The following is a 12,652-nucleotide window of genomic DNA, read 5'->3' on the forward strand; positions in this document are numbered from 1 at the left end:
CATGACGGAACCGGCGCCCGCCCCCACTTCTCCTCCCGGCTTCGGCCACGGCTTCGCGCTGGCGCTCGGCGCGCTGGCCCTGGTCGTCTGGGCGGTGGTGACGGGGGTGGCGCTGACCCAGGCCGCCCTGAACGAGGAGGACGGAGGCACGGTGCTGGCCGTCTTCCCGCCGGGCACCCCGACCGCCGAGGCCTTCACCGCCGTGGTCCGTGCCGGAGGCCAGCCGGTGCGCCAGACCTGGATACCCTTCGCCTGGGTCGCCCGCAGCGACGGCAGCGGCTTCGTCGGGCGTTTGAAGGAGGAAGGGGCGGTCACCGCCTACGGCGAACTGTCGGTGGGCCCGGCGCTGGGCGGCTGCGCGGTGGTCTCGCTGGACGACAAACGCCCGGTCGGCTTCCAGTTCAAGTGACGCAAAAAACCGTCCACCAAGCGGTGACGGGGCCACAGTTCGGCTATTGACAACCCCCGCAAGGTGGAGCAGGCTATTCCTCAGAGCAACACTGGTTGAGGTGAAGACGCGGTGGACACCGCATCAAGTTGGCCAATTAGCCAACTTCTCATCACAGCAAATGTTCCCGTAGTCAGGAGGGTGTGATTGTCATGAGTCCACCTGCGCTTACTTGAGGAAGCCGACCTGTTCGGCCACACATTTCTGAACATTGCCGTTGAGACGGCTCAACCATTGCGGATGTCCTGGCACAACCGCTGAAACCCCCGCCCCCCGCGCGGGGGTTTCGCTTTTTTGGCCTCCCGTGCCGCGCGCCATGTCCTTGGCGATCCAAAGAAAAAACCCCTCCCCCGCGGGTACGGGAGAGGGGCGAAGGCTTCGTGTCGCTTCAAACGGGTGCGAAGACCCGGGAGTCCTCGCACCGGCCGATCAATACATGTGCTGGCCGCCGTTGATCGACAGGGTCGAGCCGGTGATGAAGCCGGCGTCGTCGCCGACCAGGAACAGCACGCCGCGGGCGATCTCCTCGGCCTTGCCGAGACGGCCGACCGGGATGCGGGCGACGATCTTCTCCAGCACGTTGGGCGGCACCGCGCGCACCATGTCGGTGTCGATGTAGCCCGGCGCGATGGCGTTGACGGTAACGCCCTTGGCAGCGCCCTCCTGGGCCAGCGCCTTGGTGAAGCCGTGGATGCCCGACTTGGCGGCGGCGTAGTTCACCTGACCATACTGGCCGGCCTGGCCGTTCACCGAACCGATGTTGACGATGCGGCCGAAGCCGCGCTCGCGCATGCCGTCGATGACGTTGCGGCAGAGGTTGAAGCAGGAGGTGAGGTTCGTCGCGATGACGTCGTTCCACTGCTGCGGGGTCATGCGGTGGATCACGCCGTCGCGGGTGATGCCCGCGTTATTCACCACCACGTCCACCGGCCCGAGTTCGGCGGTGATCTTCGCGATGCCATCCTTCACGGCGTCGAAGTCCGACACGTCGAACTTGTAGACCGCGATGCCCGTGCGGGCCGAGAATTCCTTCGCCTTTTCATCATTGCCGGCGTAGTTGGCGGCAACGACATAGCCAGCGTTCTTCAACGCGACGGAGATGGCTTCGCCGATACCGCGCGTTCCGCCCGTGACGACTGCAACTCGAGCCATTGGCTCCTCCCCCAAAGCTTGGTGTTGGATTCTTTATCGGTTTCTGTAGGCGCACATACGAAACGGGCCGCACCCCGGAGGGAACGGCCCGCTTTTCATCAGCCCCGCTCGACGGTGAGGGCGATGCCCATGCCGCCGCCGATGCACAAGGTGGCGAGGCCCTTCTTGGCGTCGCGCTTCTGCATCTCATAGAGCAGGGTGGTCAGGACGCGGGCGCCGGACGCGCCGACCGGATGGCCGAGCGCGATGGCGCCGCCGTTGACGTTCACCTTGGAGGTGTCCCAGCCAAGGTCCTTGTTGACGGCCAGGGCCTGCGCGGCGAAGGCTTCGTTCGCCTCGATCAGGTCCAGGTCCTCGTGCTTCCAGCCGGCCTTCTCCAGCGCGAGGCGGGAGGCCGGGATCGGGCCGGTGCCCATGATCGCCGGATCGACGCCGGCGGTCGCCCAGGAGACGATGCGGGCCAGCGGGGTGAGGCCGCGCTTGGCCGCGTTCTCGGCGGTCATCAGGACCAGCGCGGCGGCGCCGTCGTTGATGCCCGAGGCGTTGCCGGCGGTCACCGTGCCGTCCTTGGAGAAGGCCGGGCGCAGCTTGGCCAGCGATTCCGCCGTGGTGCCGTGCTTCGGATACTCGTCGTCGGCGACGATGATGTCGCCCTTGCGGCCCTTGATGGTGACCGGGATGATCTCGTCCCTGAAGCGGCCCGACTTCTGGGCGGCCTCGGCCTTCTGCTGCGAGGCGGCGGCGAAGGCGTCCTGCTCGTCGCGGGTCAGCTGCCACTTCTGGGCGACGTTCTCGGCCGTCGTGCCCATGTGGTAGCCCTTGAAGGCGTCCATCAGGCCGTCCTTCAGCATGGTGTCGAGCATCTCGGCGGCGCCCATCTTCACGCCGTTGCGCAGATGCATGACGTGCGGGGCCTGGCTCATGCTCTCCTGGCCGCCGACGACCATGACCTCGGCGTCGCCGTTGCGGATCGCCTGATAGCCGAGCGCGACCGAGCGCAGGCCCGAACCGCAGAGCTGGTTGATGCCGAAAGCAGTGGCGGAGGCCGGGATGCCGGCGTTGACGGCGGCCTGGCGGGCCGGGTTCTGGCCCTGACCGGCGGTCAGGATCTGGCCCAGGATGACCTCGGTCACCTCCGCGGCGTCGGTCTTGGCGCGGCTCAGCGCTTCGCGGATGGCGACCTCACCCAGGTAATGGGCCGGCACGGCGCTGAGCGCCCCGTTGAAGCTGCCGATGGGAGTACGCGCTGCGCTGGCGATCACAACCTCGGTCATGTTGACGCTCCTCAGATTTTGTCAGTTTTATTATCGTGACAGGGGGCCGCACGGAGTGAGAAAAACCTTATGCGCGGATTTCTCGCAATGCAAGACACCTGACAGGCTGCGGTTATCCTGCCGCACTAAGCCATTCGGCCAGGGGACGCCAGACTCCTGTTTCGGCACCGGCGCTGACCACCATGCCAATATGACCAAGCGGCGGCCTGATCATTTGCGCGCTGCCGATTGATCTTGCCAAAGCCACCGCGGACGCGGGCGGAACGATGCGGTCGCGCTCCGGGATCAGCGCCAAAACGGGCATGCGCAACCGCGCCGGCTCCACCGGCTGGCCGGCGACCAACCATTCGCCGCGCGCCGTGTCGTTGCGACCGTACCAGCCGGCCAGCGTGTCGCGCGCCACCCCGGCGACCAGCGGCACCCCATCGTTCAACCAGTCCTCCAGCGACACGAAGGCGAGAGCGGCGCGGCTGTCCGGCTCCATGCGGGCGAACTGCGAGAATTTCTTCAGCGCCAGCAGCGGGTCGAGCTGGGCGAACAGCGCCTGGAGCATGTCCACCGGCAGTTCCCCCCAGGCGTCGAGCCGCGGGCCGAAGGGCTGGAACGCCGCGGCGGCGCGGCGGGCCAATCCGGCGTCCTCCGCATGGAAGTCCCAGGGGGTGGCCAGCAGGCCAAGCGCCGCGACTTCCTTGGGGCGGCGCTGCGCCAGCGCGGTGGCGAGCAGCCCGCCCATGCAGTAGCCGACCACCGGGACCGGGCGGCCAACCGCGTCCACCACCGCGGCGAGCGCCCGCTCCAGCCGCCCGGCGATGTAGTCGGTCAGGCTGTAGCGCCGCTCCAGCGGGCCGGGCGTGCCCCAGTCGATCAGGAAGGGACGCAGACCCTGCGCGGCCAGCCAGCGCATCAGGCTTTTGCGCGCCGACAGGTCCAGAATGTAATGACGGTTGACCAGCGACGGCACGAAGAGGACCGGCGCGCCGGTCGCCGGGCCGAGGGCGCCGTAGTCGAGCAGCCGGGACGTCCCTTCCGTCCACGGCACGGGCGGGTCGGGCAAATCGCGGCGGTAAGGGTGGTGGCGGTAGCGCTCGATGCCCGTCAGGGCGAGGTCGAGTTGGCGGCGGACCGCCCGGTCAACCGTCTGGGCGAACGCGTCCGCGTCGGTTGCGGCGATCCGCCGGCGCAGGTCCTCCGCCCGCTCCCGCAGATGCGGCTTCCATGGCAGCGAGCCGTTCTTCAAGTGCGGCAATGCGGCGGAGGAGCTGAGCAGTGTCGCCGCCACCGTCGCCAGATGCAGCGCCAGGGGCCGTGGTCCCAGCCGTGGGGTGGGCCGTGGAGTGGGTTGCGGGGGTGGGGGCATCGTGGCGTTGTCCCCGGTCACGCGGCTCTCCCTCGGAGGACGGCTGGGATGAGGCCGGCTGGAACGGGGCTGGCGTCGGATTCCAGCCGGTGCCCGGCGGGCTGGCGTAGGCGAAGCCGCCCGGCCCCAGGACGAAGGGCGCCATCGCCGCGGCGCCCTGCGCCATCATCTGGAACAGGCGGGCGGCGGCATCGGCCATCTCGGGATCGGCGGCGCAGGCCGCCCATTGTTCCTGCCACAGGTCGAGGTACCGTTGCGCGAGCGTTTCCAGGGACGGGGTGTCGGATTCGGACGATTCGGCCATGGCCGGGAGTATATGGGGGAGGCGGTACGCTTGACCAGAGCCGCGAAGGACCGATCGAAAATGCCGCAAATCCCGAATTATCCGGGCGCCGTCCACCTGCGGTCGCAGCGCTGCGGCACAGCACTGGACAGGGTGCATTCCTTCGAGTAGTCCTTATATCTGGAACATACCCGCCGCACGACCCTTCTTGAAAGAAACAGCGATGGCCGACAAGGAAGACCAGAAGTCCGCGACGATCACGATCAAGAAGTACGCCAACCGGCGGCTCTACAACACGGCGACCAGCAGCTATGTGACGCTCGACCATCTCTGTCAGATGGTCAAGGACGGCCTCGACTTTGTGGTCTATGACGCGAAGACCGGAGAGGACATTACCCGTTCGGTCCTGACCCAGATCATCGTCGAGGAGGAGAGCAAGGGCCAGAACCTGCTGCCGATCAGCTTCCTGCGCCAGCTCATCGGCTTCTACGGCGACAACATGCAGTGGATGGTGCCGCGCTACCTCGAATATTCGATGCAGTCCTTCTCGCGCAACCAGGAGCAGATGCGCGACTATTTCCAGAACACGCTGGGCGGCATGTTCCCGTTCGGCCGGCTGGAGGAGGTCGGCAAGCAGAACATGGCGATGTTCGAACGGGCCATGCGCATGTTCTCGCCCTTCGGCGGTGCCGAGGACGGGCAGCCGGGCGAGCCGGCGATGCCGCCCCGCCCTGCCCCCCCCGGCCCGTTCGCCGCTCCGCCCGCCGCTCCGTCCAACGGCCCGGCGGCGGTCAGCCACACCTATGAAGAGCTTCAGAAGCAGATCGACGACCTGCAGAAGCAGATCGCCAGCATCGCCAAGCCGGCCCGCCCGGCGAAGCCCGAAGGGAAGTGAGCGGCAGCGCCGCCAATCGCATCGACGGCCATCGCATTGACAGCTTTGCGGCGCAGGGCGGGGAAAGTTCCCCGCCCTTTTCTGTTTTTTCGGCACCAGTGGCACGCCCGGCTGTTTGTTCAACGGAACGGTCCAGAGGAGGAACGCCATGAAGACCGAGTTGCAGATGACGATGGAACTGGAGGTTGCGGACGCCCAGGACGCCCACCGATTCGAGGAAAAGCTGCGCGGCTGGCTGCGCCACCAGAGTCAGGTCGTGTCGGTGTCCGCCACCCACAGCGGCGTCGGCAACGATGTCGCGTGGCGGGACGCCCGCCGGGCGACGTTCGGCTCGCCGCTGCCCAATCCCTTCGCGCCGGGCCGCAGCCGCTGAGCCCCGCCGCTTGATCGCCGCCGCCGAAGCGCCCGCCCTGCGCCCCGTTGGAACAGGGCGGGTTCCTTCCACCCCGTGAAAGCGCGTCAGCCGCGGAAGATGTGCGGCACCATCGCCGCGTCGGAGCCGACCCGCGGGTCCGCCGATTCACGGACCGACATGCCCAGACACTTGTCCCCGATGATCCAACAGTGCAGGAGCGCGTGGACGCCCTCCTCCTCGAAGATCGGTGGGGTTTCCAGCCAGACCCGCCCCCCCGGATACTCGGCGCCGCCGGTGTCCGAGACGGTGCGGCCATGGGCCGTCATGCGCTGGGCCGCGTCGTCCAGCCCGAACAGGCTGCGCTCCGTCACGGCGTCGCAGCCGGCCAGCTCCTCGGGATCGAGCCCGGCGCGGCACAGGTTGGGGTGGCGCGGGTAGAGCGCCCAGAGTGTCGCCAGCAGCCCATGGTTCGACATCGGCCAGCACCACAGCGGCGACAGCATGCTCATGCCGCCCATCCGCAGCTTTTGCAGGAAGGCGTCGTCGGCCAGCCCCTGCCAAGGGTAGATCTTCGCCAGCCAGGAGGCTGCCCGCCCCTCGTCGTCGACGAAACGCTGGCCGTCCCAACCCAGGCTTTGCAGCGGCAGCAGATGCGTGGCGATGCCGGCCTCCGCCGCCGTCGCGGCCAGATAGACCAGTTCGCTCTCGCGCATCGGGTCGGGGGTGGCGCAGGCCAGATGGACGAATTGGCGGCCCGGCATGCCCGCCGCCAGTTCCTCCCAGCGCTCCACAATCCCTTCATGCAGACCGTTGAACTGGTTGGCGTCGGCCATCAGGGCCTCACGCCAGTTGCGCTGGATGATCGAGGCGGCGAACAGCCCCTCCGGCGTGTCGTAGTTGCAGGCCAGCAGCTTGACCGAATCGCGCCCGTCATAGGCCAGAGTCAGCCGCCCGATCAGCCCGCCGGCCCGCTCGTTCAGCCGCCCCGCAGCCCAATAGTCGTTCCAGGAGGCTTCCAGGAGCCGCGCCACGCCGCCGCGGACCCCCAGCCGGGCCAACGCCCGCCCGTCCATCGTCGCGCGCAGCGCCTCGCGCAGCATGGTGTGCAGTTCGTCGGCGACGCTCTCGATCAAGTCGATCTGATGGGCGGAGAACTCGTACCGCACATCCTCGCGCCAAAAGGCGCCGGCGCTCATGGCGCGGACGCCGAAGGGGTATTTGCGGAGCCCCGGACGCCAATCCGCACGGGGTTTCATGACTGCTCTGCGCATCGTGTGCTTACCGGGCCGCCGGATTCAATCCATGGTTTTCCCCGCTGCGCCGCGCGCCGCGCGGCCGTCCGGGATTCGGAGGGGGCGGATCATTGCGGCGCAAACGCGCCAACACAAGCGCCTTGCGCGCCTATCCCTCCGTTTTTCCACGCTTCCCCTCCCGGATCTCACAGGCTGGGTGGGAACGTCCTTCAGTACGGACGGCTGGCCAGCCAGGCCGCGATGGCGCTCTCCATCGCCTCGGCGGTCGGATCGCCGCGCTCCGGGCCGGTTCCCACCATGGGAAGCCTGGCCGCCACGGCGATGTCTTCCGCCGGGGCGCCCGTCCCGACGAACAGGTCGCAGCGCCGCAGCAGGGCGCACAACCCGTCGAAACCCAGCCGCCCGACCGCGTTCACGCAGGCCGCCCCCGTCTCCCCGGCGATGCGCGCGGCGGCGCCCTTGGCGGCCTCCTCGCCGACCAGGATCAGGGTGGTACCGCCCCGCGCGGCGAGGCGGCGGCACAACTCCGACAGGCTCCCGGTGCCGACGGACGCGGACAGGCCGACCGCGCAGCGCCAGCGCGCCGGAACGCCCTCTGCCAAAAGCGCGGCGGCGGCGCGCTCACCGGCGGGGGAGGTCCAGACCTCCGTCGCGGGGTCCGGCTCTCCGACGTTGAGCGCACCGAGCAGGACGGCGGGATTTGGCGCGACATGGGTCAGGAAGGCATCGGCGTAATAGCCGCGCACCGGCCGGCCGACCCTGCAACCGAGGCGGAGCGGCGCGCCGGTGTCCTGCATCAGGCGGTTGGCGAAGCCGGCATCCTCACCCCGGACCGGGTTGACCGTCAGATCGAAGGCGCCCTGGAACTGATCGCCGATCTCCTGGCGCACGGCGCTCACCAGCGCGTCGTCGGGCGCCCGCCCCCGCAGCGGCGGCAGAGTGACCCGCTGGTTGACGTAGGGGCAGAGGGCGAGCGCCGCCTCCGCGTCCGGCGTTGCGAAGACGGTGATCCGGGCCAGCGGCACGGCCCGCCGCAACTCCCGCAGGAAACCCGACGCCCGCAGGACGGCACCGGCCCCGTCGAGCAGGAACACGCCGACGCTCCGGATCAGGTCGGTCGGGAAGGGCGGCGGTTCGCCGGGAGCGAGCGTGCGGCGGCAGGCCGCAGGGCCGGACTCCCGCAGCAACGCCACCGCCGGGGCGGTGGAGGCACCCCGTGCCGGCGGCACGAAGGCCCAGCGTCCATCGGGGGCCGGGCGGGCCAACGGTTCCACCAGGGCATGTTCGGCGCGCGCGACGGTCGCCGCGTCGGTCACCCAGGGGAAGAAATCGCGCAATGGGAGGGTGCCGCTGCCGACCGACCGACCGGCCGTTTGCAGGGCGTCCCATTGCCGGACCGCGCCGTCGTAGCCGTAATAGACCTCCTTGAAGGCGACCTGCTCCCGCGTCGCATAGGCGAAATGCTGGAAGACCAGCCCGCCCGCCGCCGTTTCCTCATGCAGGAAGGGGTTGGCCGCTCCGAGTTCAAGGTCCGGCCCGTCGGGCTGCGGGCGCATCAGCCGGGGCGGGACGTGCGAGTGCCAGAAATCCCCCGGCCGATACCGCCAGGTGCGCAGCCATTCGTAGGCGCGGTAATTGCCGTAATGGTCTACCCGATCGAGGACCAGGGACGGGCCGACGAAGAAATGGCAGAGGTAAAGCGCCGCCGTGCGCGACGGCGAATCGAGGAACATTTGGCGCGCACGGATGACCTGCTCCGCCGTCCACAGCTCGTCCGCATCGATCTGCCAGAGCAGGCACTCCTCCGTCATGGCGACCAGCGGCGCGGTCACCATCTCCACCTTGCCCTGCCAGAAAGCGCCGGGCGGCTTGCGGTGGACCGACACGCGGCCGGGCTCCTCCGCGGCGATCTGGTCCAGATATTCCGAGGTGCCGTCGCCGCTGCGGCCGTCGCGGTGTAGGTCCTGGGGGACGCGCCCGCCCCGTTGCGCGCACCAGGAGGAGTCGCGGACCTGCTCCGCCACCCCCTCCACGATGTGCCAATGCCAGGGAAAGGGGAGTTGGCGGAACACCTCCAGGTGATAGCGGATGAAGGGATCGCCGTTCAGCACGATGGTCAGGAAATGAACCGGTAGCATGCCCGCAATCCCGTCCTTCGCCCGTTGATCCGGCCTCGCGCCATCCGCAGGACCTTGTCGGTTCCGCGGGAGCGGTGTCAAGGAAGGCATGCGATGCCGCCGATGGGTCGCCATCCCCCTCTTGACGGCGGGGGACCCCGCCCCTACCCTGGCGCCGGTTATGGTTCCCCGCGCCGTCCGGTCGCGGGGCTAAGAGGGAAGCCGATGCGCCGCCCCGATCAGGGAACACGGCAAATCCGGCGCTGCCCCCGCAACTGTGAGCGGTGAGCGGCATCGTCCTTTCCGTGTCACTGGCGCCGCCTGCGGGAACGGGCGCCGGGAAGGCCGGACGATGCCGCCTTGACCCGCAAGCCAGGAGACCTGCCGTAACCGAACGTACGTCCTCGGGCGGGGTGCCCCGGTGGTCGCTTGCCGATGTCCGGCCCGAAGGCCGCCCGTCCTCCGCAAGCCGTCCCTCCGGTGCGCCCATCCAGGGGACCAAGGGGGTTGCGATGCCGGTGCCTGCCAGCAACGACGCCCCTCCCAACGCATGGCAGACTCGGAAAGGGCATAGAGCATGCACATCGAACCCGGCGTCGTGGACGGCGCCAAGATCGCTCTCAGCTACGCGACGGCCGCCGGCGGCTTCGCAATGGCCGGAAAGCTGGCGCGCGACGACGTCCGCAACAACGGCGGGGTCGCGCCGCTGGTGCTGCGCAGCCTGATCGCCACCGCGCTGGTCTTCAGCTTCTTCGAGGTGTTCCCGCACCACCCCGTGGGCGTGTCGGAGGTTCACCTGATCCTCGGTTCGACGCTGCTCCTGCTGTTCGGCGCCGGCGCCGCCTCCATCGGTCTGGCCGCCGGCCTGCTGATCCAGGGCCTGTTCTTCGCGCCGTTCGACCTGCCGCAGTACGGCATGAACGTCACCACGCTGCTGGTCCCGCTGTGGGGCATCAGCCTGCTGGCGAAGCGGATCGTTCCGGACGCCACCCCTTATGTCGACCTGAAGTACTCGCAGGCATTGGCCCTCTCCACCACCTACCAGGGCGGCATCGTCGCCTGGGTGGCCTTCTGGGCCTTCTACGGCCACGGCTTCACCGCCGAGACCATGACGGAAGTGGCCTCCTTCGGCGCCGCCTACATGACCGTCATCATCGTCGAGCCGCTGGCCGACCTCGCCGTGCTGGCCGTCGCCAAGGCGCTGCGCCGCCAGAGCCAGGGGCCGCTGTTCAACGTCCGCCTGCACCAGGGCGCCTGACCGGCTCCCTTGACGGACCCGTTGGACGGGAGGATTCGCGTGAAGGGCGGCGGGGATGCCCCGCCGCCCTTTGCCGTTCAGATCACCAGCTCGCCCTTGCGGATCGCCGCGTAGCGGCGGTTCACCGCCCCCCAGTCGACCACGTTCCACCAGGCCGCCAGATAGTCGGCGCGCCGGTTCTGGTACTTCAGGTAATAGGCGTGCTCCCACACGTCGTTGCCCATCAGCACCGGCACCCCTTCCATGGCCGGGGAATCCTGGTTCGGGCGGGCGGCGATGGCGAGCTTGCCCGATGACGGATCGGCGGTGACGAAGACCCAGCCGCTGCCGAACTGCCCGGCCCCCGCCGAATTGAAGCGCGTCTTGAAATCGTCGAAGCTGCCGAAGTCGCGCGTGATGGCGGCGCCGACCTCGCCGTCCGGGGCGCCACCGGCGTTCGGCCCCATGATGCTCCAGAACATGCTGTGGTTCGCGTGCCCGCCGCCGTTGTTGCGCACCGCGGTGCGGATGCTTTCCGGCAGTTCCGGCACGCGCTTCAGCAGGTCGGCCAACGGCATCGCCTGAAGGTCGCCGTGGTTGGCGAGCGCCTTGTTGAGGTTGTCCACGTAAGCCTGATGGTGCTTGCCGTGGTGCACGCTCATGGTCGTCGCGTCGATGTGCGGTTCCAGCGCGGCGGGGGCGTAGGGCAGCGGCGGCAGCGTGAAGCCCTTGCCTCCCGGGGCTTGGCCTCCCGGCGTCTGGGCCCCTGATGCTTGAGCGAAGACGAAGCGCGGCGCCACCGCCAGCACCAGCGCGGCGGCTCCGGCGGACAGCAGCAGTTGGCGGCGATCCAGGCGAACGGACATGAGACCTCCCAATGTGTGTGTCGTGCCGAACAGCGGGGAAGCGACAGCCTCAGTGCGCCCCGCAACTCACTCAACAGGGCAATGGGCGTACTCACTCGGTACCGGCGGACAGCAGATCGTCCTATTCTTACAATCGGATCTTTCCCGTCAGACCGACGGATGCCGAGCGGGCCATGCCGATCGCCACCGTCCGCCAACGTCCCAGACGGAATCGGGAAGGCGCCGCCGTCGGCTTCCTGACCGGAGCGACCGGAGCCGCTCCCACCACCTCATGAATCTTGCGGCCGCGGCGCTCCCGAAGCAGCAGGCGCATCACCTCCTCCTCCGTGACGAGGCGTCCGGCCTTGGCCGAGGCGAGGCTCGCGGTGTCCTGGAGGGCGGCGACCTGAGCCAGAGTGCCGGTCAGCCCCTTGGCCGCGGCGGTTTCCAGAGCTTCGCGATGAATGGCGAGGATGAACGGCTTCAGCCCGCGGTCGGGCAATCCGTGCGGCGATGTCGGCATGGCGGAATGGCTCCGGGGATTCGTTCGATCGAGTAAACCATCATCCAACCGATAACCCCGCGGCGGCAAAGACCCCTACGGATTAGCCCGCCCCCTCCGTTCGGGGAAGCCGACGCAAAACGGCGGGTGCCGAAGCCCGAAGGCCCCGGCACCCGCCGTTCCGGCTGGTCTCTATGCCGTCTCAGCCGAACCAGGCGGCGACGTTGCCGGTCTGGCCGAGGATGGTGATGCGGTTGCCCGAGCCGACGTCGAGGGTGGTGTTGCCGCCCTCCACCCGCGCCGAGCGGATCACCGCGCCGAGGTCCATGCTGGCGTCGTAAAGGGCCAAACGGTCCACACCCGCCTGGAAGTCCATCACCACCGAGCCGCCCGAGGCCCGCCCGAAGGCGAACAGGTCCGCACCCTCGCCGCCCCACAGCGTGTCCGCCCCGCCGTCGGCGAACAGCACGTCGTTGCCCGCACCGCCGTTCAGCAGGTCGTTCCCCGCCCCGCCGAACAGCGTGTCGTCGCCGTCGTCACCGGTGGCCAGGTCGTCGCCCGCGCCAAGCCCGATCAGGTCGCGGCCCGCCCCCCGCTGATCGTGTCGTCGCCCTCCTCGCCGAACAGGATGTCGTCGCCCGTCCCGCCGAAGCCGCGGTCGTTGCCCGTGCCGCCGCCGATCAGGTCGGGCGGATTCAAGCGGTCGTCGCAACAGCCTCTTCCCGTCCTCCCTTATCGATGGATTGGAGCAGTTCGTCCAGCGCCTCTGCTGGAGTTTTCCAGCCAAGGGTTTTGCGGGGTCTGGTGTTCAGGACAAGTGCGACGGCCGCCAGGGTATCGGCGTCATGCACGGCGAGGTCGGTGCCCTTGGGGAAGTACTGACGCAGCAGCCCATTGGTGTTCTCGTTCGTGCCGCGCTGCCAAGGACTGCGCG

14 protein-coding genes and 1 riboswitch are annotated in these 12,652 nt (G+C 68.9%); of the genes, 4 read left to right on the top strand and 10 right to left on the bottom strand.

The features are described from left to right. Position 1: 1 nt before the first annotated feature. Complete coding sequence (locus tag JJL56_RS25375) at positions 2–409, top strand: hypothetical protein (protein ID WP_200486770.1); 408 nt, start codon at positions 2–4, stop codon at positions 407–409. 468 nt (positions 410–877) lie between these two features. On the opposite strand, the gene phbB is transcribed toward JJL56_RS25375, so the two are convergent. The 3 genes from phbB to JJL56_RS25390 form a co-directional block, all read right to left on the bottom strand. After that, entirely contained in the window at positions 878–1,600 is a 723-nt protein-coding gene (gene phbB / locus JJL56_RS25380) for an acetoacetyl-CoA reductase (protein WP_119510469.1), read from the bottom strand. A 98-nt stretch (positions 1,601–1,698) separates the two neighbouring features. After that, the gene (locus tag JJL56_RS25385; RefSeq protein WP_145628781.1) at positions 1,699–2,874 is read right to left on the bottom strand and encodes an acetyl-CoA C-acetyltransferase; all 1,176 of its coding nucleotides are present in this window, start codon (positions 2,872–2,874) and stop codon (positions 1,699–1,701) included. A 112-nt stretch (positions 2,875–2,986) separates the two neighbouring features. Then, positions 2,987–4,252, bottom strand: a complete 1,266-nt coding sequence (locus JJL56_RS25390; protein ID WP_200486771.1) for an alpha/beta fold hydrolase — start codon at positions 4,250–4,252, stop codon at positions 2,987–2,989. Positions 4,253–4,737: 485 nt separating this feature from the next. Here JJL56_RS25390 and phaR point away from each other — a divergent pair, with 485 nt between their 5' ends. Next, positions 4,738–5,409 (top strand): polyhydroxyalkanoate synthesis repressor PhaR, encoded by a 672-nt coding sequence (gene phaR / locus JJL56_RS25395; protein WP_145628779.1) that lies wholly within the window; start codon positions 4,738–4,740, stop codon positions 5,407–5,409. Positions 5,410–5,557: 148 nt separating this feature from the next. Further along, the gene (locus tag JJL56_RS25400; protein ID WP_145628777.1) at positions 5,558–5,782 is read left to right on the top strand and encodes a hypothetical protein; all 225 of its coding nucleotides are present in this window, start codon (positions 5,558–5,560) and stop codon (positions 5,780–5,782) included. An 86-nt stretch (positions 5,783–5,868) separates the two neighbouring features. Here the strand turns inward: JJL56_RS25400 and JJL56_RS25405 are convergent, their stop codons facing one another. Together JJL56_RS25405 and JJL56_RS25410 are read right to left on the bottom strand one after the other, a co-directional pair. Next, a complete protein-coding gene (locus tag JJL56_RS25405) occupies positions 5,869–7,020 on the bottom strand; it encodes a glutathionylspermidine synthase family protein (RefSeq protein ID WP_247891245.1) in 1,152 nt (383 codons plus the stop codon). Between the two features lie 206 nt (positions 7,021–7,226). Next, entirely contained in the window at positions 7,227–9,155 is a 1,929-nt protein-coding gene (locus tag JJL56_RS25410) for a glycosyltransferase family protein (protein WP_200486773.1), read from the bottom strand. A gap of 144 nt (positions 9,156–9,299) precedes the next feature. Further along, positions 9,300–9,537, top strand: a riboswitch (cobalamin riboswitch). A gap of 174 nt (positions 9,538–9,711) precedes the next feature. On the opposite strand from JJL56_RS25410, the gene JJL56_RS25415 reads away from it, so the two are divergent. Continuing rightward, positions 9,712–10,392, top strand: a complete 681-nt coding sequence (locus JJL56_RS25415) for an energy-coupling factor ABC transporter permease (RefSeq protein ID WP_145628771.1) — start codon at positions 9,712–9,714, stop codon at positions 10,390–10,392. 77 nt (positions 10,393–10,469) lie between these two features. On the opposite strand, the gene JJL56_RS25420 is transcribed toward JJL56_RS25415, so the two are convergent. From JJL56_RS25420 to JJL56_RS25435, 5 genes are all read right to left on the bottom strand, one after another. Further along, a complete protein-coding gene (locus JJL56_RS25420; protein WP_247891246.1) occupies positions 10,470–11,237 on the bottom strand; it encodes a superoxide dismutase in 768 nt (255 codons plus the stop codon). Between the two features lie 127 nt (positions 11,238–11,364). Further along, complete coding sequence (locus JJL56_RS25425; protein ID WP_200486774.1) at positions 11,365–11,739, bottom strand: hypothetical protein; 375 nt, start codon at positions 11,737–11,739, stop codon at positions 11,365–11,367. Positions 11,740–11,920: 181 nt separating this feature from the next. Next, positions 11,921–12,187, bottom strand: a complete 267-nt coding sequence (locus JJL56_RS33755; RefSeq protein ID WP_282188952.1) for a hypothetical protein — start codon at positions 12,185–12,187, stop codon at positions 11,921–11,923. A 104-nt stretch (positions 12,188–12,291) separates the two neighbouring features. Next, on the bottom strand, positions 12,292–12,417 hold the full coding sequence (locus JJL56_RS33760; protein WP_282188951.1) for a hypothetical protein: 126 nt from the start codon (positions 12,415–12,417) through the stop codon (positions 12,292–12,294). Next, on the bottom strand, positions 12,414–12,652 hold a 239-nt coding region (locus JJL56_RS25435), incomplete at its 5' end, for an IS30 family transposase (RefSeq protein ID WP_200486775.1). The genes JJL56_RS33760 and JJL56_RS25435, both read right to left, overlap by 4 nt.

Origin of the sequence: Azospirillum aestuarii (genome assembly GCF_016632405.1) — a bacterium.
Taxonomy (GTDB): Bacteria; Pseudomonadota; Alphaproteobacteria; order Azospirillales; family Azospirillaceae; genus Azospirillum; species Azospirillum aestuarii.

Excerpts from the sequence above, each read along its gene's own strand:
- phbB (WP_119510469.1), bottom strand. The coding sequence starts at position 1,600 with ATGGCTCGAGTTGCAGTCGTCACGGGCGGAACGCGCGGTATCGGCGAA.
- JJL56_RS25415 (WP_145628771.1), top strand. The coding sequence starts at position 9,712 with ATGCACATCGAACCCGGCGTCGTGGACGGCGCCAAGATCGCTCTCAGC.
- JJL56_RS25405 (WP_247891245.1), bottom strand. The coding sequence starts at position 7,020 with ATGAAACCCCGTGCGGATTGGCGTCCGGGGCTCCGCAAATACCCCTTC.
- JJL56_RS25400 (WP_145628777.1), top strand. The coding sequence starts at position 5,558 with ATGAAGACCGAGTTGCAGATGACGATGGAACTGGAGGTTGCGGACGCC.
- JJL56_RS25425 (WP_200486774.1), bottom strand. The coding sequence starts at position 11,739 with ATGCCGACATCGCCGCACGGATTGCCCGACCGCGGGCTGAAGCCGTTC.
- JJL56_RS25375 (WP_200486770.1), top strand. The coding sequence starts at position 2 with ATGACGGAACCGGCGCCCGCCCCCACTTCTCCTCCCGGCTTCGGCCAC.
- JJL56_RS25385 (WP_145628781.1), bottom strand. The coding sequence starts at position 2,874 with ATGACCGAGGTTGTGATCGCCAGCGCAGCGCGTACTCCCATCGGCAGC.
- JJL56_RS25410 (WP_200486773.1), bottom strand. The coding sequence starts at position 9,155 with ATGCTACCGGTTCATTTCCTGACCATCGTGCTGAACGGCGATCCCTTC.
- JJL56_RS25420 (WP_247891246.1), bottom strand. The coding sequence starts at position 11,237 with ATGTCCGTTCGCCTGGATCGCCGCCAACTGCTGCTGTCCGCCGGAGCC.
- phaR (WP_145628779.1), top strand. The coding sequence starts at position 4,738 with ATGGCCGACAAGGAAGACCAGAAGTCCGCGACGATCACGATCAAGAAG.